This window comes from Helicobacter sp. 11S03491-1, from assembly GCF_002272835.1.
In the GTDB taxonomy this organism is placed as follows: Bacteria; Campylobacterota; Campylobacteria; order Campylobacterales; family Helicobacteraceae; genus Helicobacter_J.
Genome location: NZ_MLAO01000009.1, coordinates 33,537 through 53,588, shown reverse-complemented (window position 1 = coordinate 53,588; position 20,052 = coordinate 33,537). Strand labels below are relative to the sequence as shown.

Below are 20,052 nucleotides of genomic sequence, written 5' to 3'. Positions count from 1 at the left end.
AAATCTGTAATAGATCTGTAAAAATTTAGATATTTATTTCACTTCTTGTCGGATGATAGAAATATCTTGTAAATTTGTTGGAATACAATCTTTAGAAACAAGTTCTTTGATATTTTCAAAACTATATTTTGTATGATCAAAAACTACAATAGCAACAACATCGCCTTTTTGTAAAAATCTTGTTTCAGCAAGATGGGTATAGCGTGTTGCCCCAATGGCAATAATGATTTTTGTAGGGTAACAAGCCTCTTTGAGTATTTCGCTAAGATTTTCCAAAACAGAATATTCTTTTTGATGGTTGAGTTTGTCTTTTATCCATTCAATCAATTTATCATAAAAATAGCTATAACCTGTTAATTCACTGCATTCTCCATACTCTTGTGTTTTGTTATCAAAAATAAGAAAAGAAGCAAGAGAATAACGATCGCAGATTCCTCCACTACTGAAATGATCGATGGGGATTTTTGCTCCTATTGCTTTAGATCCGTCAGAAAAATTCTTTTTTTGAGATAGTTTTTTAGCATTTTTATCATTCCTCACTGAAGAGTCATTAAAAGCCATAAAAAATTTTGGAATTACTTTAATGACTTCATTGTTTTGATACTCTAATTCACATTCTAAAGCAACTTCAGGTTCTGCTTGTACTCTAAATGAACTATCATTGGGTAAAATAATTGCTTGATTGTTGATACAATATCTACCTAAAGGCGTAACACTACAAGGAATGTAAAAAGGAAAAATTCCCTTAGGGGCATTTTTTTCATCCGTTATAATCTCGGAGAAATCATTGGATTCTCCGGCTTGTTCGAGATGATTGGCAAAATTTCCTGCAACTCCAAAGCCTAAATATTCTTTCATCGCCATTCCTTAAAGTTTTAGTAAAAATAATACTCTAATTAAAAATAATAATTGATAAAAAATTTCAAAAAATTTAAAATTTAATCTATAATATCAAACATATAAACAAAAATAAAAAAGAGGAGTTTCTATGACAGAAAGCGAATTATACCAATGGTTAGGGAAATATGGCATCAAAACACCACAATGTAGAGTAGTAAAAATGGATGAAAAAATCAATATTGATTTTTTTCCGGCTGTTTTGAAAATTCAATCTCCTAAAATAGTTCATAAAAGCGATGTAGGCGGGGTTATGCTCAATTTGAACTCAAATGAAGAGCTTGAAAATGCACGCGAGAAAATGAAAAAAAATATTCAAGAAAAACACAAAATTCCTTTAGATAGTAATGATTGTTTCATAATTACACAAATGCTGGAAGGCGAAGAATTGTATATTGGTTCTGTTGAAGATAGTGTGTTTGGAGATATTATTCTTTTTGGGAAGGGTGGGATTTATTTAGAGCTTTATAAAGATATTTGTTACATCGATTCTCAAGCCAAAGAAGATGAAATACTTCGAGCATTTAAAACTACTAAAATTTCCAAACTTTTTGAAGGTTTTCGTGGAAGCACACATCAAATGAGCGAGGTAGTAGAGCTTGTAAAAAGTGTTCAGAAACTCATCCTGAGCAATCCTGATATCCTAGAGCTTGATATTAATCCTCTGAAACTTACCAAAAATGGGCTTGTAGCTGTAGATGCCAGAATCAAAAAAGGTTCTTTAGTCTCTGGAGATACTCAAAGAAAACTTCCCAGACCTGATTTCTTGAATAATCAACGTATAGCTATTATTGGAGCGAGTACAGACAAAACAAAAACCGGTCATGTGGTTGCCAAAAATTCTATGGGCTTTAAGGGTGAATTGTTTTTTGTTAATCAAAAAGGCGGAGAACTTTTTGGCAAACCTTTGTTAAAAAGTGTTGGAGAAATTAATGGAGATATTGATACAGCTGTGCTTGCTATACCTGCACAGTTTGTTATCCCTACCATCAAAGATCTAATCAAAAAAAATCTCAAAAACCTCATTGTCATTACAGCAGGATTCAAAGAAAGCGGGCATGAACAAGAGGAGCTTGAAATTGGCAAGCTTGCGCAAGAGAATAATTTTAATGTTTTAGGTCCTAATTGTTTGGGATATTTCAATGATAATACAAATTTGAATTTAACTTTTGGAACAGGTAATCTTAAAAGTGGTGGTGTGGCTTTTATTTCTCAGTCAGGCGCAGTTTTAGCTGCCCTTATGGATAGCGCAAATACGCTTGAAATTGGTTTTTCTCACATTGTTAGCACTGGAAATGCAGTTGATTTAGAAAGTTCAGATTTGATCCCAATGCTACAAAAAGATCCTCGTTGTAAAAGTATTTCTTTGTATTTAGAAGGAGTCAATAAAGGAAAAAATCTTTTAGAGAGTATTCGATCATGTCAAAAACCTATCTTTTTATTTAAATCAGGTAAAAGCGAAGAGGCTGCCAAAGCCGCTTTTTCACATACCGGTAATTTAAGTGGAAATTATGATATGTTTGCAGGTTTGATGAAAAGCTTAGATGTGCGAGTAGTCGATAATATTGAGGCTTTGATTTTAAAACCTATGTTTCACAATAGTAAAGAAATTGCTATTATTACAAATGCCGGAGGTCCCGGAACAGTATTGACTGATGCTATTGTAGCTAGAGGCAAAAAATTATATACATTAAACGATCAAAACATTCAAGCTCTTAATAAAATTTTGCCTGAACACTGGTCTCACAATAATCCTATAGATATTATAGGAGATGCCTTAGCAGATAGATATAAAGCGGCTTTAGATGTTGTGGATTCATTTGATGGGGTTGATTTTATCTATATGTTAATCACACCTCAAGACATGACCGATCCCCTTGGCTCTGTTAAAATTCTCAAAGAGAGCGTTTATAAACACAAAGTTGCTCCCATCCTCATTGGAGGAGAAATGGTTGAGGAAGCTAAAGAATTCTGCAGGATTAATAAAATTTTATTCTTTTCAAGCATTACTGAAGCTACTTCTTTCTTATAGTAAATAAAGAGTTGAAAAATTCAACTCTTTATTTATAGAATATTCTTTATATTCTGCTATTTCATTTTTCATCATTGTTCTGATAGATATTTTTAAGATTTTTTATAATTTTAGTAAACTCTGAAGAAATAAAAGATCGCGCTATATTTAAAAATACTTAGATGCTAAGAACCATTATGGATATAACTTTAAGCTTATTTTAATTTTTACTATATAAAATAAAAGTGAGAAACTCACTTGGATACAAGTAGTAAATTGCAGAAGGCTTTGAAAGAATTGAATTAAAGAATTACTGATAAGTACTAATAAAACCCTATAACAGCTGATTGTTTGGTAAAAATTCCCTATTATCAATCGTATTTTTATTCAAATAATATAATTAAAATGATAATCATCAGTATGTTATGTATTTTGCAAAACAATTTATTTGGATTTTAGATCTCTAAATATTTGGATTGGATAGTTCATGTATTCAAAAGGGGGTACTCCCCCTTTGTGTCAAGACTATTTAATTTCAATATGGATAGGCTTACCAATATCTGTTGTGATTTGCAATACATCTCTATTTGCATCTGTTCTTGATTTGTATGGACCAATGAGGTACTTGGTAATAGTTTGCCCATTATTATTTGTAGAAGTTTGAATACGGTAGCTATATTTTTTGATTTTTTCTAAGAAATATTTGTTGGGTGTCTTGCTAAATGCTCCTATTTGCAAATAATGACCCGCAGTAGCTATAGAACCATTTTTAGAAGCCTGTATTTTTGCAGAGGCTTGTTTTGGTTTTGCTGCTGATGAAGATTGCTTTTGAGGTTTTTTATCTTCTTTTTTTGGAGAGGTTTTTGCAGTAAGAGTCTTTTGGGATTTGTTTGATTTTGTAATATTTTTGTCCGGACTCAAAGCCGGCTCTTGAATAGTTTCAGATTGGAGGGCTTGATGATTGTGAGAGTCTCCTAAGACAGGTTTTTCTATTTTAGATGATTCTTGCGCAGATTCTTGAGTGCTTCCGAGTTGTTTGGACTTAATATCTTGGACGATTTTGTCAAATTTATTGTCTTCTTCTGTTTTGGACATATCATCAATAGACATATTTTCAAAATTATCATTAGTTTGCACGCTATTTTCATTTTCATCATGGAATGTATCCATTTTTTGAATAGAGTTATCAATTGTGCTTACTTGTTCTTTAGGCTCTTCTCGAGTCATTTTCCAAACAACTACTAACAAAATAAATACAATAATGATCGCAACAATAATCATCAAAATTAGTTTTTTTGTTTTTGACGGTTGGTTGTTGTTATGATCTCCTAGCAAAATTTCATTCAACTCTTTTTTTTCTTCCATTTTTTACTCCTTGAATAGATTTAAAGATGTCTTGCCCATGAAGCACCACGTTCTTTTGCATAAATTTCATAGGGCAGTATTAATATATTAAATTCTGAGGGCATTTCATCATTTGGAAATACTCTCCACTCTGTTGGATAGGTTTGAGATAGTCTCACAGAAAGCGTTCTGGCCAATCTTTTTGCTTCATTAAGCTCAGTATGTCCCTTATGGATATAAAGATGAAGATGACCGGGCGTTTTTGAATGATAAGCAGTAAAATTAATAAACCCTTCTTCGCGTAACATCAATTGAGCTTTGTGATAGAATTTTTCAGGATTCCTGCCATTGTAGTCAAAAACTATATTTTCTACTCTATTGTCTTCAATGATAAGAGAATGTGCAATGGTAAGTTCTTTTTTGAAATGCTTACGGATAATAAGATTTGAAAGAAATGAGTCAATTTTTTCAAATTTATCAAAAAAGACTTTTCCCATATGTGTAATTTTTTTGCCTAACCCTTCTATTTTTTGGTAATAAAAAGAAGTATTGATTTTAATCAGGCTTAAATCCATTTCAGTCATTGTTTGCCTTAAAAAATTGGTTTATCATATACTTGAAATCCTTTTGTGAGTTGCTTAATTTCTTCTTTAATTTTACTCTGCAAGGATACATTATTAATATCATCAAGTATATCGGCAATTTTATGAGATATCCATTCAAATTCATTTTCTTTCATTCCTCTTGCGCTTAAAGCAGCCGAACCTATTCTAATACCACTTGTTATAAAAGGGCTTCTATTTTCGCCCGGAACGGTATTTTTATTGACGGTAATGCCTGCATTGCCAAGGGCTATATCAGCATCTTTTCCACTAAAGCTTTTATCTAAGAAACTCATTAAAATAAGATGGTTATCACTATCGCCACTTACGAGATTATAACCCCTATTAACTAATACATGGACCATTTTTTTAATATTTGCTTTTATTTGTTTGGCATAAATTTTCCATTCCGGCTTGAGATTTTCCCCAAACCCAACAGCTTTACCCGCAATTACATGCATTAAAGGACCCCCTTGTAAGCCCGGAAATACAGCTTTATTGATTTTTTGAGCTATTTCTTCATCATTAGTTAGAATGATCCCTCCTCTAGGTCCTCTAAGAGTTTTGTGAGTAGTAGTAGTAACTATATGACAATGGGGGAATGGGTGAGGGTATTCATCTGCAACAACAAGTCCGGCAACATGTGCGATATCCCCCATTAAAATAGCTCCTACGCTATCAGCTATTTCTCGAAATTTTTTAAAATCAAGTTCTCCGGTATAGGCAGAAAAACCGCATATAATCATTTTGGGTTTGATGAGTTGGGCATACTCAGCAACTTTGTCATAATTGATCCTCCCATCAAGTTCAACTCCATAAAAAAAACTTTGATATATTTGTCCGCTAACACTTACTTTTGCGCCATGGGTAAGATGTCCCCCATGACTTAAATCCATCCCTAAAATTTTATCATAAGGTTTTAGTAGGGCCGCATAAACAGCACCATTAGCCTGACTGCCCGAATGGGGTTGGACATTAGCAAACTCGCATTTAAAAAGCTTTTTGACTCGATTGAGGGCAATTGTTTCTATCTCATCTACGAATTCACAACCTCCATAATATCGTTTTCCCGGATACCCCTCAGCGTATTTATTGGTCAGGATACTCCCCATAGCTTCCATAACACTTGGGAATGTATAGTTTTCGCTAGCGATCATCTCAAGATGATCGTTTTGTCTTTGGAGTTCTTTTGAAATGAAATCAAAAACTTCTTTATCTGAGTGTTGCATTGCATAATCCATTATAGATCCTTTTTTTCTTTTTCTTCTTGTGTGATTGTATCATCATAATCTATTCTAATAGGTTTCATTGCAGGAAATAAAATAACATCTTTGATGGTTTTTGAATCACTAAGGAGCATGATGAGCCTATCAATCCCAATGCCTTGACCGGCTGTTGGGGGAAGTCCATATCCCAATGCCCAAACATAATCTTCATCCATATATTGGGCTTCTTCATCCCCGGCATCTTTTGCCTTTACTTGAGCTTTAAATCTTTCAAGTTGATCAAGAGGATCATTAAGCTCGCTAAAACCATTAGCTATTTCTTTCCCGCCGATAAAAAGCTCAAAACGATCGGCAATTTCAGGATCCAGATCGTTCCTGCGTGCCAGAGGACTAATATCAATAGGGTATTGAGTAATAAAGGTTGGATTGATAAGTTTTGCTTCGACAAATTCATCAAATGCTTCTGCTAAAAGTTTGCCATAGCTTATGGATTTGTCCAATTTAATATTATGTTGTTGGAGGAAGTTTTTGAGTTTATCTTCATTTTCGACAATATCTTTAGGAATACCTCCAATTTCTTGGAGAGCATCTTTGTAAGAGATAATTTTAAAATTACTAAAATCAATTTCATTATCCATATGCTTGATTCTGATAGGGAGTTGGAGTTTATCTAAAAGATAAGCAAAAAGTTCTTTAGTCAATTCAATTAAGTCAGAGTAAGTTTTGTAAGCCCAATAAAATTCAATTGTTGTAAATTCGGGATTATGGGAGTGATCCATACCTTCATTTCTAAAATTTCTATTAATTTCAAATACAGCTTCAAAACCACCTACAATCAAACGTTTAAGATAAAGTTCAGGAGCAATTCTAAGATATCTTTGGACATCAAGGGCGTTATGATGAGTGATAAAAGGTTTGGCATTGGCTCCTCCGGGAATGGGGTGGAGCATGGGCGTTTCAACTTCCAGGAATCCTTTGTCTTCAAAAAATCTGCGAATATTTGAGATAATTTGCGTGCGAAGTTTGAATGTTTCTTTGACATTTGGGTTCATAATAAGATCGAGGTAACGTTGTCTGTAACGTAATTCAACATCTGTAAGACCATGAAATTTTTCAGGTAAGGGGATGATTGATTTGGTGAGAATTTTACATTCCAGGGCATGGATACTTAATTCTCCTGTTTTGGTAACAAAAGGATATCCATAGATATTGATAATATCTCCAACTTCTAGAATTTTTTTGATAAGAGAAAATTCATCACCCAAATCATTTTGAGAAAGATAAGCTTGTAAAGTGGCGCTTTCATCTTCAATTTTGACAAAACAAGCTTTGCCCATAAGCCGCAAAAATTTTATCCTTCCTGTGATAGCATAATTTTGTGAAGTTACTTTTTGTTCAGTTTGGGATTTGAGGTATTCAAATTTTTGAATAAAGCCAAGATTGCTGATAGTTTTAGATGCGTCATTGCGATAAGGATTTTTACCTACATTTCTAAGATCACGTGCTTTTTGGATTCTTTGTTGTATGTATTGATTTTCAAACATATATTATTCCTTATGTGTATCTGTCTTATCGTGAGTTTGTGGTGGAATATCTTTGGATATGTCTTTAAGTGAGTTATTTATTGTGTCTGAAATATTTGGACCGGCTTCATTCACAGCTTTTTGCAGATTTTCTATTGCAGCATCAGCGGCAGGTTGGGTTGTATTTTTAATATTATTGGTTGTTTCTTGCACGATTTGAAGTTTCATGATTGAAGAAGAAATTGTGTTCATTATCGTATAAATCTTGCTATTTTGTTTCATGTATTTTTGGAAGTCTTTCATAAAATTTAGGTTAGAAATTCCATAAAGAATAAAACCGATAATTAAGAATATTTTGCAACATGAAAAGATAAATCCAAGTGTTTTGTCAATAATACCAAAATCGCTGATTTTAATAAATTTACTAATAATGATGCCTAAAATCAAAAATGCTATCCAAATTACAGCCAAAATAATAACAAATCCAATCAAGCTTGCAACTGATGGGCTATGAAAGTTATATACATCGGATGAAAACCAATCCCCCATTCTGCCGGCAAACCTTGAGGCAAAAAATACACCCAGGATAATCCCTATTACGCCCGAAATTTCATTTATGAAACCATTATAAAAACCTCTTAATCCAATTACGATGATGATTACTGTCAGTATTAAGTCTATATAGCCCATTTTTCACTCTACAATTCAATTAATTTAGCTTTAAAAAGCTATTATTCTACAATAAATAACCTAAAAATAAAAATTTTAAATCAAATAAATTTCACGATATTAAGGAAATCCGGAAAAATCATGAATAGAATTTTAAATAAAATAGAAAAATCACAAACATATGGTATTTGGAGAATCTGGGTTCGCCCAAAGATATTAGGGCTTTATTTGGTCAGTGCTTTTATATTGGGAGCCATTTTTTTAATCCCTGTTTATGGGAGTATTTTATTTTTTTATCAAGATTGGCAAAAAGAAATACTCGTTTTTAATAGTATTTTTGCTCTCTTGAGTGTATGGGTATGGTTTAGTGTCCCTAAAAAAATTGGTTTTTGGTTTGGATTTTTTGTTGGTTTGGGGTTATTTTATTGGATAGGATTGAGTTTCCGATTTTCTGTAATGGAGTTTTTGATTCCAATCATAATGGTTGGTGTGGGCGTTGGATATGGGATTATTTTTTATTTTTTATTGTGGTTTCCTTCTTGGTTGTATCGCATGATAACTTTGATGATAATGAGTTATATTCACCCTTTTGGTTTTGATTGGATGGTAGTAGAATCATTTTTTTCTTATAGTATTTTTGGAGTTGATAAACTTCATTTCTTGTGTATTATTGTGGGTGTGGGTGTGTGGATTCATTTTAAGAGATTTTATAGAATATTTGCTGTTTGCTTTTTACTCTTTGGCATAGATTGGGGGCATATAAATGGTGAGATAACTTTGCCTTTAAAAGTAGAAGTTACTACAACTCACGTTTCTCAAGACTCAAAATGGCAATCTCAAAATTTTCAAAAAATTATTGATAAGAATTTTGATTTGATTGATCAAGCAATTTTAAAAGGCAAAGATATTGTAGTTTTGCCGGAAACAGCATTTCCAATTGTCTTGAACAAAAGCATCCTAAAAGAAGTTTTGGAAAAATTAAGTAGCCAAATAAGTATCGTTACAGGGGGGTTGCGTGAAGAAAAAGGAAAAATTTACAATAGCACTTATTTGTTTGAAAATGGCGATTTTAGTTTTATTGATAAAGTTGTACTCGCTCCTTTTGGAGAAAAAATCCCTTTGCCTGATTTTTTGGCAAGACCACTTTATAAGGCATTTTTTGGTAAAGAATATGGCTTAAGTGAGGGGAAAATTCCCGAAAATTTTCAAATCAAGGGCGATGTATTTCGAAGTGCAATTTGTTATGAAGGAACTTCAAAAATTATGTATCAAGATAAGCCAAAATATATGATTCTTATCAGCAATAATGGTTGGTTTGTTCCAAGTATTGAGCCATTTTTTCAACGAATGTTGGTGAAATACTATGCTAGAATTTATAAAAGCATTGTAATTCATAGTATCAATCAATCAAGTTCTTATATTCTCTCACCTTCAGTTTTGGGAGATAAGCTTGTTTTATGAAAGGAAAAAATGTTAAAAGCAATTCAAATGTCTCATCGTTTTGACACATTGTTATATGAAGATCTTAATTTTGAGGTTTCATCCGGGGAATCTGTAGCGATTTTGGGAGTAAGCGGGAGTGGAAAATCCACGATATTAAATAATCTTTCTACAATGTTAAAGCCAATAAGCGGGAGAGTTAGTCTTCTGGAATTTGAGGATATTTACGGACTTTCTCCCAACAAGCTTTTAGAAATTCGACGTTATCAAATAGGGATTATTTTTCAATCTCATTATTTATTTCGCGGGTTTAATGGGTATGAGAATTTAAAAGTTGCTTCAATTCTTTCAGGGCAGCCTATTGATAAGAGTTTGTTAGAATCTTTAGGAATTGCTCAAGTGCTTCATCAAAATATTGGAGAGCTTAGTGGAGGGCAACAACAACGTCTCTCGATTGCTAGGGTATTGACCAAAAAACCCAAGATTATCTTTGCTGATGAACCTACAGGAAATTTAGATAAACAAACAGCCCAAAATGTGATGGAGATTATATTTGAATATGTTGATAAGAGCGGGGGTATTCTTGTGTTGGCTACTCATGATGAGAAAATCGCCAAAAAATGCACTCAAACATTTCGCCTTGAAAATACAAAATTGGATGTGCTCTAAGCATAAGATTCAATGTAGTGAGAAATCTTTTTTTTGATAATGGGGTTGATTTGGAGTCTGAGTTGCATAATGCTTAAAGGAATAGGACAATCTTGAAGTTTGACTTCATCTTTTTGGGTAACAAGCAAAGAAGAGGCTTTTTGTTTGATGGCTTGAGATTGCAGATAGTTGATATCAAAGACATAATGATCTCTAAAAGTGAGTTTGCCAATCACATTAGGAAGATATTCATCCAGTCTTGATGGATTGGCAATGGCAGTAACCAAAAGCATTCTTTGTGTTGGATTTATAATTTTTACTTCGCGTTGATAATCTATCCCTTCAGTTGCCAGAATATCAGCACTTTTGTATAAAGAGGGCTTTTCGCGATAAATACCACTTGGAATGCAAAATTTGAAATAAGGCTCTAATTTAGGCTTTAATAAGATATTTAATTTTTTAAAATTAAAACGAAACCCATCATCAAGTAAAATTATTTTACACCCTAGTTTTTTAGCTTCTTTGATAGCGGGGACTCTTTTTTTGCTCACGATAATGGTAGCATGGGTGAGTGTTTTGGCAATCAGATAAGCTTCATCCCCGGCATCTTGTTGCGAAACAAGAATTTTGCCTTTTTGGCTGACAATAAGCAATCCTTTGGATTTTCTTTTATAGCCTCTGGAAATAATGGCAACATCTTGGTAATCTTTTGCAATTTCGATGATGAAAGGAGTCTTGCCGCTTCCTCCGGCAACAAGATTGCCTACACTGATAATAGGGATATGAAAGTCTTTGAGAAATCCTATATGGCGTCTAATAGTTGCAGCTATGTAATATAAAAGAGAAATGGGCAAAACAATTAATGCAAGAATTTTTTGCCAAAAATTCGGTTTATAAAAATATTGATCTATAAAACGCATTAAAAATAACTTTTTAAATATTTTGGGAAAAAATAACCCATTTATGAAACTTTATTTTATTTCATAAATGGTAGGGAGGGCATGTTTGAAGAGATTTTTCTTGATTCTTGGAACGATAATATTGAGCATTTCTTTATCATAGCCCATTTGATAGAGTTTCTTGACATCAATTTGCGAAAAATCATCATAAATTTTACAAATTTCAAAAAGAAGTCTGTCAATTTTTTCATATCCATAACCTAATTCTTCTTCATCGCTTTGTCCTGCATAAAGATCAGCGCTTGGTTTTTTCTCAATAATATGTCTGGGAATATTGAGTATTTTGGCAAGTTCATAAACTTGAGTTTTGAATAGATTGCCAATGGGGTTAATAGCATAAGCGAGATCCCCATAAAGAGTGCCATACCCCAACATCAATTCACTTTTATTGCTGGTTCCTACTACAAGGGCGCGAATTTCTTGAGAAAGATCATATAAAAGAGCCATACGAATACGGGTGCAAAAATTCCCCTTGCGGATAAGATTGGCATCTTTATGATTCATTCTGAAGGCTTCATCATAGGGATTGATTGATTGTATTTGATAGGGAATATCAAATTGCTCGCATAAAGCTATTCCATCTGTCACACTGGATTTTGATGAGGTGATCGAAGGCATAAGAAGGGCTTGAAGATGATTGCCAAAGGTCATTTTACATAAAACAGCGACTACAGCGCTATCTAAACCACCACTTACTCCTAAAATTACTCTATTGAAACCGCGGCTTTTAGACTCCTGATATAAAAAATTAATCAGTGATTTAACAATATTTTGAGGTAAAGGAGGGATATTATTCATAAATTTATTCCTATAAAATTAATTTTGATGTAATTCTACCAAAAATATTCGTTAGAATTGACAAAGAAAAATACTTTAAATATAACTATAAAAATCTTTTGCCGGTTCTTGTCTTCGTAGTTTTCATAAAATATTTTTCTTTGTCAATATACTCTTGATATTTCAGTTTGAAACATTTTGAGGTTTAAATAAGAGTTTCAAAAAGTGAAATAAAAAATATTTAAGTCTAATTGAACTACAATTACTAGATTTTTTACATTAATTTACAATAAAAATCAACTCAAACTAAAGGAGAATAAGCGATGGCTGAGATAAAGAGACGCGATTTTTTAGGAATGACACTAGGAGGGGTGACTGCCGTTGGTGCGATAGCTTCTCTAGTTGCCATGAAGAAAACATGGGATCCGTTGCCAAGCGTAGTTTCAGCGGGTTTTACTACTACTGATGTGGGGAGTATGACAGAAGGTGAATTTTCTACCGTGGAATGGAGAGGTAAGCCTGTGTATATTATCAAAAAAACTAAAGCAGAGGGTTTTAATCCCAAAAGAGATTTTAAGATCAATGGAGATGTTTTTACTGTGGGGATTCAAATTTGCACACATTTAGGTTGTATCCCAATTTTTAATGCCGATGAAAAAGGATTTTTGTGTCCTTGCCATGGGGGTAGATTCACTCTTGATGGAATCAATGTGCCCGGAACTCCACCGCCAAGACCTTTTGATATTCCTCCTTTTAAAATTGACGGAACAAAGATTGTATTTGGGGAAGTAGGTAGCCAATATCAAGAAATGATAGGCAAAGCATAAGGAGCAAAAAATGGCAGAGATAAGAAAAGCTGATGGATTGATTGATTGGTTAGATCAGAGATTGGGTGTTAAAAAACTGACAAAAGTTTTGATGACTGAATATTGGATTCCTAAAAATATAAATTTTTTATGGGCAATGGGTGTGGTTTTGACTGCATTATTCACAATGCTGGTTGTTTCGGGAATTTTTTTATTAATGTATTATAAGCCGGATGCAAAGATGGCTTTTGATAGTGTAAATTATACAATTATGCAAGAAGTTGCCTATGGCTGGTTATGGAGACATATTCATGCAGTCGCAGCAAGTATGATATTTGTAATTATCTATATCCATATGTTTGTAGCTATTTACTATGGATCTTACAAAAGAGGCAGGGAAATGATATGGGTAAGCGGCATGCTTTTATTCGTAGTCTTCTCTGCAGAGGCTTTTAGCGGTTATATGTTGCCTTGGGGGCAAATGAGTTATTGGGCTGCTACAGTTATTACCAATCTTTTTGGAGGCATTCCTTTTATCGGAAATGATGTTGTTGAGTGGGTACGAGGTAATTATGTCGTGGCTGATGCGACTTTGACAAGATTTTTTATGCTCCATGTATTTTTGTTGCCGGTGGTCATTATGATTTTGATTGTAGTGCATTTTTATGCTCTTAGAATCCCTCATGTTAATAATCAAGATGGAGAAGTTTTTGACTTTGAGGCAGAGGAGAAAAAATACATTGAAGGCAAAAAGAAAGAATCAAAAGTAATTCCATTTTGGCCGGTATTTCTTTCAAAGGATATTTTTGTAATTTGCGCTTTCATGATATTTTTCTTTTATCTGGTTTGTTATCATTTTGATTTTGCGATGGATCCGGTTAATTTTGATCCCGCCAATAGCCTTAAAACCCCTACGCATATTTATCCTGAATGGTATTTCTTATGGAGTTATGAAGTTTTAAGAGGATTTTTCTTTAGTGCCGATTTGGGTTTGATAGCCTTTGGAATTGCTCAAGTGATTTTCTTTTTCTTGCCTTGGCTTGATAGAAGTTCTAAAGTAGCTCCCGCACATAGGAGACCTGCCTTTCTTATTTGGTTTTGGTTAATGATATTGGATTTGATCGTGCTGACAATTTTTGGAAAGCTACCTCCTGAGGGGGCTAATATTTATGTCGGGTTTGTGGCTTCTATTTCATTCTTGATATTATTTCTTGTGGTGTTGCCTATTATTACAATTGTCGAGAGAAAAAAAGGAGGTGCTCAATGAAAGAGTTCAAAATACTTATTCTTTTAATAGTTGTAATTGGTATTATTTATTGGGGTGTAGAGCCTTTAGCGCATTCTATTATGCACCCTAAGGTGGCTCCGGCTGATTATACTTTTAGTGATTTGGAAAAAATTGATTTGTCCAAAGGAGATGCTACAAAAGGTAAGACGCTTGTAGAGGAGAATTGTACAGCTTGTCATGGGATTAAATCTCAAAATATTCCTGCTCCTATGGATAATGCCAGTGCGGCCGGTGCTTATGGTGTTGTGCCCCCGGATTTATCTGATATAGGCGCTGTATTTGATCATAATTTTTTGGCTAATTTTATTAAAAATCCTGTTAAAGCAACTTTGCTTTCTCATAAGTTTGGTGAGAATACACCTTATCCGATGCCGGGGTATGATTGGATGAGTAATGATGATATATCTAATATTGTGGCTTATTTTGTTTCGATAGCTCCTCAAAGTCTTACAGATGCGCAAGTGTTTGATCAAGCTTGTCAGAGATGCCATAGCGTAGAGTATGCTAAAACTTATGCCCTCACTCCCGAGAGTGATTTGGAAAAATATTTAGGAGCAAAAGCGCCTGATCTATCTATGATGATTAGAAGTAGAGGGGAACATACTTTGAGTATTTTTATTAATGATCCTCAAAAACTCCTTCCGGGAACTTCAATGCCAAGAGTTGGGTTAGACCAAAAAGCAGAGAAGCAAATTATTAATTATTTGCAAAAAATAGGCGATAGCAAAAAAGCTCAAAGAGATGGGCTGGGTATCAAGATTATGATATTTTTTGTAGTGATGGCATTACTTGCTTATGCATGGAAAAGAAGAATTTGGAAAGATTTGCATTAAGCCTATCTGCATCAAAAATCCCGGCTATTTTTAGCCGGGATTAACTCTCTTTATATAAGTCTTTGTATTTAAGATTATTTCTTCATATAAACACAAACAAAATTATCAGCTTAAAAAGTTTTTATTTAAAATATTTATAGAGATAAATGATTATCATTAAACTAAAATAATAAATCCGAGCAATAAGATATTTTTTGAAATAAATATTTTTCAAATTTTTTTAAGTAAGTAATTTAATTTATGAGAGATTTTTTGACATTATAATTTTGATATAATTTTAAAATTAAATATATTAAAGGCATTTTATGGAAAGTGTGCAGCAGAGAGCAAAACTACATAGAGCAATTTGGAAAATTGCAGAGGATTTGCGTGGGAGTGTTGATGGTTGGGACTTTAAGACTTATGTTTTGGGTTTTTTGTTTTATCGATTTATTTGTGAGAATTTGAAAACTTATATCAAAGAAGAATTTCCGGATGTTGAAGATTACTCAAAGATAGAGTATGAACAAATTAAGAGTTATGAGGATGACATCATTGATGACAAAGGTTTTTTTATCTCTCCTGAGGATTTATTTGAAAATATTTTAAAAGAAATCCGAGAAGATCACTCTAAATTAGAAAATCTTAATATGAGACTCAAAGAAGCATTTGATAATATTGAAAATTCTTGTAAAGGCAAAGCGAGCGAAGATAACTTTAAAGATCTTTTCAAAGATAAAGATATCGATGTAAATTCAGCTAAGCTTGGTAATAGCAATATTGAACGCAATAAAAAGTTGCTAAAGATTATGGAATCCATCAATGCGTTAGAACTTGATTATAGCAACAATAAAATCGATGCCTTTGGGGATGCTTATGAGTTTTTGATGATGATGTATGCGAGCAATGCAGGCAGAAGTGGTGGCGAGTTTTTTACTCCTCAAGAAGTCAGCAGGCTTTTAGTAGAAATTACTTTGAGTAATAAGGGAATTCCAAACAAAGTCTATGATCCTGCTTGTGGGTCAGGTTCATTGTTATTGCAATACAAAAAATCTCTAAAACAAGATCCGAAGTTGGGCTATTTTGGTCAAGAAGAAAATATCACTACTTATAATTTAGCGAGAATGAATATGTTTTTGCATAATGTTGGATATGAAAAATTTCATATCGCACACGGGGATACATTGGTAAATCCTTGTGAAAAACATAAAAATGAAGAACCTTTTGATGCTATCGTTAGTAATCCTCCTTATTCCAAAAAATGGGAAGGCAAAAATAATCCAATATTGATTAATGATGATCGTTTTAGTAGGGCAGGGGTTTTGGCTCCTACTTCTAAGGCAGATTTGGCATTTGTGATGCATATACTTTCTTGGCTTTCAGAGAAGGGAAGTGCAGCGATTGTCTGTTTTCCGGGTGTGCTGCATCGTAGAGGTGCAGAAGAGAAAATTAGGGGTTATTTGGTGGATAATAATTATGTTGATTGTATTATTTCATTGAGTGATAATCTCTTTTTTGGTACGTCTATTGCTGTTTGTATAATGGTATTGCGTAAAAATAAGCAAGATAATAATACCCTTTTTATCAACGCTTCTAAGGAATATATTAAGGTTACAAACAAAAATATGCTCACTGAAGAAAACATACAAAATATTTTGAGTCTCTATAAGAAACGCGAAAATATAGATTATCTTTGCTCATTAGCAGATAAAGGGGAAATCAAGGCAAATAACTATAATTTAAGCGTTTCAAGTTATATAGAGTCTGAAGATACACGTCAAAAAGTTGATATTAAATCTCTCAATAAAGAGATAGAAGAAATCGTAAAAAGGCAGTCAGAATTAAGGATACAGATAGATTCTATTGTGATGGAATTAGAAAAAATTTCCTAAATTAGCTTGAAGATTAAAATCAATCAAACAAGTTAGCCAAACCTGAAATCTCTTAATTTGCAGGAGATTTTTTTCTTATGTCGTTAAACCTTTCAAAGAAATCTTTGAGCTTTGAGATGATGTCTTTTCTTTTTTGAATATTTTGTTTTTGTATTTCTTTGGGAACAAGTAGTGGAAATTTTGGAAGTACGCTATTTATGCCTATACCTAAGTCTTGAAACTTATTGGTTTCAAAGGCATTTTGTAAGAATTTTTTTGTTTTCTCTTCATTGAGATTTTCATCTTTTATAATCTTTTGGAGTTCATTTTCTTGTTTTTCTTTTATATAGGCTTCAAAGAGTTGATCAAAATCTTCATCTTGTTTTTTATCGATTTCTTCTAAAAATGAACGTATCAAATCTTTTTTGTTGTATAAGGTAATGCTGGAATCAACTAGACGTAAGATACTTTTTTTAGAGTCTTTTTCTTTGTTTTTATAATATTTTTCTAATAAAAATAAAATATAATCTACATTGACTTCTACTTGTTTGATGAGTTCTATTTCAAAACTAATATCATCTTCAATAGTGACTTTTTCTTTGGTATTTCGTATTTGTTTGTATAGCTTAACATATTGGCTTTGATAGTCTTGCTCTAGAGATTCATCTAAAATATTGTGTTCTTTAAATTCATTAAAAACATCTAAGATATTTTTTAATTTGAGCAATTGACCAAAACATTGGATAAATTCCTTTTTTTCTTCATCGGTTGTAAGAGGGAAATTCTTTATATTAAATTTTTTTTCTAATTTGGTTACAAGTTCGTTATATCCAACTTGATGGATATTGTTTTCATTATAGCCTTTGAGGTATTCATCAAATGTTCTTAATAAAACGATATTTTTAGTTTCCTCATGTCCAAACAACTTTAAGCTAGCATTCATGGCTTGTTCCAGGTTTCTAAAACTCACAATATTGCCAAAAGTTTTGACATCATTGAGTATCCTATTGGTACGTGAAAAACTCTGTAAAAGTCCGTGATGTTGCAAGTTTTTATCCACCCATAATGTATTGAGGGTTTTGGAGTCAAATCCTGTTAAAAACATATTCACCACGATTAACAAATCCAATTCTTTATTTTTAAGTTTTAAAGAAACATCTTTATAATAATCATTAAAGTTATTTAAAGAAAAATTGCTTTTAAATATTCCGTTGTAGTCTTGGATCGCTGATTCTAGAAAGTTTTTGGAATCTTGAGTTTCTGCTCCCGGGTCTATTTCATCACCTATATCTTCATTGGGTGCATAAGAGTAGATGATACCTATTTTGATGCCATTTTCATTCCCTGCTAATTGTTTTTTGAATTCAAGATAATATGCTTTGGCAAATTCTACGCTGGCAGTAGCAAAAATAGAATTGAAACCTGATATCTTTTTGTTGTTGAGATTGTAGTGATTTTTTCGCTTTGTTTTTTGGTCAAAATGCTCTAGGATATAACTTACGATTTTAGCAATTCTATCTTTGTGTAATAGGGCAGATTCTTTTTGGATATTTTGTACTTTTTCATCAGAAATATTTTTTTGCTCTTTCATTGTTGATGTATGTTCATATCTGAATGGCAAGACATTACCATCTCTAATAGCATTTAAAATTGTGTAAGTGTGTAGTTCCTTGCCAAAGACAACATCTGTAGTTTTTATAACAGCATTTTCTTCGATTTGTCCGGATGGATTTTTTGTTTTTATTGTAGTGTAGTTTTTAGCAGCATTTTCTTTAAGTATGGGTGTTCCGGTGAAACCAAAAATATAATATTTTTTAAATTTTTTCTTGATTCGTTCATGCATACTGCCAAATTGACTCCTATGGCATTCATCAAAAATAAATACTATTTCTTTATTGAAAACATCAGAATTGCTATATTTACTTACAAATTTCGAGAGTTTTTGAATGGTTGTGATGATGATTTTTTCATCGTTATTATCAGATTCTATTAGTTTTTTGAGTTCATCAGTGCTTGCGGTTGCGTTGGCAGAACCTTTTTGGAATGAATCGTATTCGCGCATGGTTTGATAATCCAAGTCTTTTCTATCCACTACAAAAATGACTTTTTTGATGAATTCAAGATCGCAAGCCAGCAGGGCAGTTTTGAAAGAAGTTAGAGTCTTGCCGCTTCCTGTGCTATGCCATATATATCCGCCTGCTTCTGTTTTTCCATAAAGTTTTTCATTGTGGGCTAGGATTATTCTATAAATGATAGATTCAGTTGCTGCGATTTGATAAGGACGCATTACCAGGAGTTCTTTGTTAGTATTGAATACACAAAATTTTGTGAGGATATTCAATAGGGTGTTTTTTGCAAAAAATGTTTTTGTAAAATCTTCAAGCTCTTCAATGGCATTGTTTTGAAAGTCTGAAAAATGAATACAAAAAGCAAAATGATTATTTAAATTTTTTAAGTCGCCTGATTTATAGCGCGTAGAGTTGGCATAATATTTTGTTATTGTACCATTGCTGATGACAAAAATTTGCACAAATTCAAACAATCCATCTCCCGCCCAAAAACTCTCTCTACTGTAACGATCGATTTGATTAAAAGTTTCTTTTAAATCTATCCCTCTTTTTTTCAACTCAATATGCACCAATGGCAAGCCATTGACCAGAATGGTTATATCATAGCGATTTTTGTATTCGCCTTCGTTGTTTTCCAGCTGAGAAATTACTTGTAAAGAATTCTTAAAAATATCTTTCCTATCAATGAGTTTGATATTTTTTATACTCCCATCATCTCTGATTAATAGCTCTGTATGCATTTGTGTTTGCAACATTTCTGTTTTGTCTTCACGGGTTTTTGTGGATTTGTTAAGATATTTGTATAGAATGTTTCCCATTCATTTTGGCTGAATGTAATATCATTTAGTTTTTCTAGCTGTTTTTTGAGATTGGGCTTTAGCTCTTTTAAAGACTTGATAGTAATCCTTTGATAGCCTTGTTTTTCTAAATCTTGTAGGAGTTTTTCTTCAAGTTCTGCTTCGGTTTGATAACCTTTATTTTTTCTTTGTACTCGTTCATAGTTGCCGATAATGGTGCTGTTAGGATTTTGTGAAATCAAATCATTTATCATCATAATTCCTTATAATTCCTTTGGATATTTTTATTGTATTCAAAATTATAGTTTATAAT

The 20,052-nt window shown here is 32.7% G+C and carries 17 protein-coding genes; 7 read left to right on the top strand and 10 right to left on the bottom strand.

Features of this window, described 5'->3' with window-relative positions; genetic code table 11:
* Positions 1-33 precede the first annotated feature (33 nt).
* The gene (locus BKH45_RS06790; RefSeq protein ID WP_095274731.1) at positions 34-858 is read right to left on the bottom strand and encodes a DUF5718 family protein; all 825 of its coding nucleotides are present in this window, start codon (positions 856-858) and stop codon (positions 34-36) included.
* 130 nt (positions 859-988) lie between these two features.
* Here BKH45_RS06790 and BKH45_RS06785 point away from each other — a divergent pair, with 130 nt between their 5' ends.
* Positions 989-2,929: an acetate--CoA ligase family protein gene (locus tag BKH45_RS06785; protein ID WP_095274730.1), complete on the top strand. Its 1,941-nt coding sequence runs from the start codon at positions 989-991 to the stop codon at positions 2,927-2,929.
* 504 nt (positions 2,930-3,433) lie between these two features.
* Here BKH45_RS06785 and BKH45_RS06780 read toward each other — a convergent pair.
* From BKH45_RS06780 to BKH45_RS06760, 5 genes are read right to left on the bottom strand one after another with little or no spacing between them, the layout of a single operon-like run.
* Positions 3,434-4,273: an SPOR domain-containing protein gene (locus BKH45_RS06780; RefSeq protein WP_095274729.1), complete on the bottom strand. Its 840-nt coding sequence runs from the start codon at positions 4,271-4,273 to the stop codon at positions 3,434-3,436.
* Positions 4,274-4,293: 20 nt separating this feature from the next.
* Positions 4,294-4,836 (bottom strand): DUF1882 domain-containing protein, encoded by a 543-nt coding sequence (locus tag BKH45_RS06775; RefSeq protein ID WP_095274728.1) that lies wholly within the window; start codon positions 4,834-4,836, stop codon positions 4,294-4,296.
* Between the two features lie 8 nt (positions 4,837-4,844).
* Entirely contained in the window at positions 4,845-6,095 is a 1,251-nt protein-coding gene (locus BKH45_RS06770; RefSeq protein ID WP_095274727.1) for a serine hydroxymethyltransferase, read from the bottom strand.
* Entirely contained in the window at positions 6,095-7,624 is a 1,530-nt protein-coding gene (lysS, locus tag BKH45_RS06765; RefSeq protein ID WP_095274726.1) for a lysine--tRNA ligase, read from the bottom strand. Before lysS ends, BKH45_RS06770 begins: the two co-directional genes overlap by 1 nt.
* A 3-nt stretch (positions 7,625-7,627) precedes the next feature.
* A complete protein-coding gene (locus BKH45_RS06760; RefSeq protein WP_095274725.1) occupies positions 7,628-8,293 on the bottom strand; it encodes a CvpA family protein in 666 nt (221 codons plus the stop codon).
* A 120-nt stretch (positions 8,294-8,413) separates the two neighbouring features.
* On the opposite strand from BKH45_RS06760, the gene BKH45_RS06755 reads away from it, so the two are divergent.
* Positions 8,414-9,733 carry an apolipoprotein N-acyltransferase gene (locus tag BKH45_RS06755; RefSeq protein WP_095274724.1) on the top strand — a complete coding sequence of 440 codons (1,320 nt, stop codon included), beginning with the start codon at positions 8,414-8,416 and terminating at the stop codon, positions 9,731-9,733.
* A gap of 9 nt (positions 9,734-9,742) precedes the next feature.
* Positions 9,743-10,381: an ATP-binding cassette domain-containing protein gene (locus tag BKH45_RS06750; RefSeq protein WP_095274723.1), complete on the top strand. Its 639-nt coding sequence runs from the start codon at positions 9,743-9,745 to the stop codon at positions 10,379-10,381.
* Here BKH45_RS06750 and BKH45_RS06745 read toward each other — a convergent pair.
* Both BKH45_RS06745 and BKH45_RS06740 read right to left on the bottom strand, forming a co-directional pair.
* A complete protein-coding gene (locus BKH45_RS06745; RefSeq protein WP_095274722.1) occupies positions 10,378-11,280 on the bottom strand; it encodes a tetraacyldisaccharide 4'-kinase in 903 nt (300 codons plus the stop codon). The two genes, BKH45_RS06750 and BKH45_RS06745, sit on opposite strands and share 4 nt — an antisense overlap.
* A gap of 51 nt (positions 11,281-11,331) precedes the next feature.
* Positions 11,332-12,117: an NAD+ synthase gene (locus BKH45_RS06740; RefSeq protein ID WP_095274721.1), complete on the bottom strand. Its 786-nt coding sequence runs from the start codon at positions 12,115-12,117 to the stop codon at positions 11,332-11,334.
* A gap of 302 nt (positions 12,118-12,419) precedes the next feature.
* Here BKH45_RS06740 and petA point away from each other — a divergent pair, with 302 nt between their 5' ends.
* From petA to BKH45_RS06720, 4 genes are all read left to right on the top strand, one after another.
* Complete coding sequence (gene petA, locus BKH45_RS06735; protein WP_095274720.1) at positions 12,420-12,923, top strand: ubiquinol-cytochrome c reductase iron-sulfur subunit; 504 nt, start codon at positions 12,420-12,422, stop codon at positions 12,921-12,923.
* A 10-nt stretch (positions 12,924-12,933) separates the two neighbouring features.
* Positions 12,934-14,169: a cytochrome bc complex cytochrome b subunit gene (locus tag BKH45_RS06730; protein WP_095274719.1), complete on the top strand. Its 1,236-nt coding sequence runs from the start codon at positions 12,934-12,936 to the stop codon at positions 14,167-14,169.
* A complete protein-coding gene (locus tag BKH45_RS06725) occupies positions 14,166-15,023 on the top strand; it encodes a c-type cytochrome (RefSeq protein ID WP_095274718.1) in 858 nt (285 codons plus the stop codon). The genes BKH45_RS06730 and BKH45_RS06725 overlap by 4 nt, the downstream gene beginning before the upstream one ends.
* A gap of 305 nt (positions 15,024-15,328) precedes the next feature.
* Positions 15,329-16,894, top strand: a complete 1,566-nt coding sequence (locus BKH45_RS06720) for a type I restriction-modification system subunit M (RefSeq protein WP_095274717.1) — start codon at positions 15,329-15,331, stop codon at positions 16,892-16,894.
* Between the two features lie 52 nt (positions 16,895-16,946).
* Here BKH45_RS06720 and BKH45_RS06715 read toward each other — a convergent pair whose 3' ends face one another.
* Both BKH45_RS06715 and BKH45_RS09075 read right to left on the bottom strand, forming a co-directional pair.
* The gene (locus BKH45_RS06715) at positions 16,947-19,697 is read right to left on the bottom strand and encodes a type I restriction endonuclease subunit R (protein WP_257874516.1); all 2,751 of its coding nucleotides are present in this window, start codon (positions 19,695-19,697) and stop codon (positions 16,947-16,949) included.
* Positions 19,664-19,993, bottom strand: coding sequence for a hypothetical protein (locus BKH45_RS09075; RefSeq protein ID WP_257874515.1), 330 nt, complete (start codon positions 19,991-19,993; stop codon positions 19,664-19,666). Before BKH45_RS09075 ends, BKH45_RS06715 begins: the two co-directional genes overlap by 34 nt.
* Positions 19,994-20,052 lie beyond the last annotated feature (59 nt).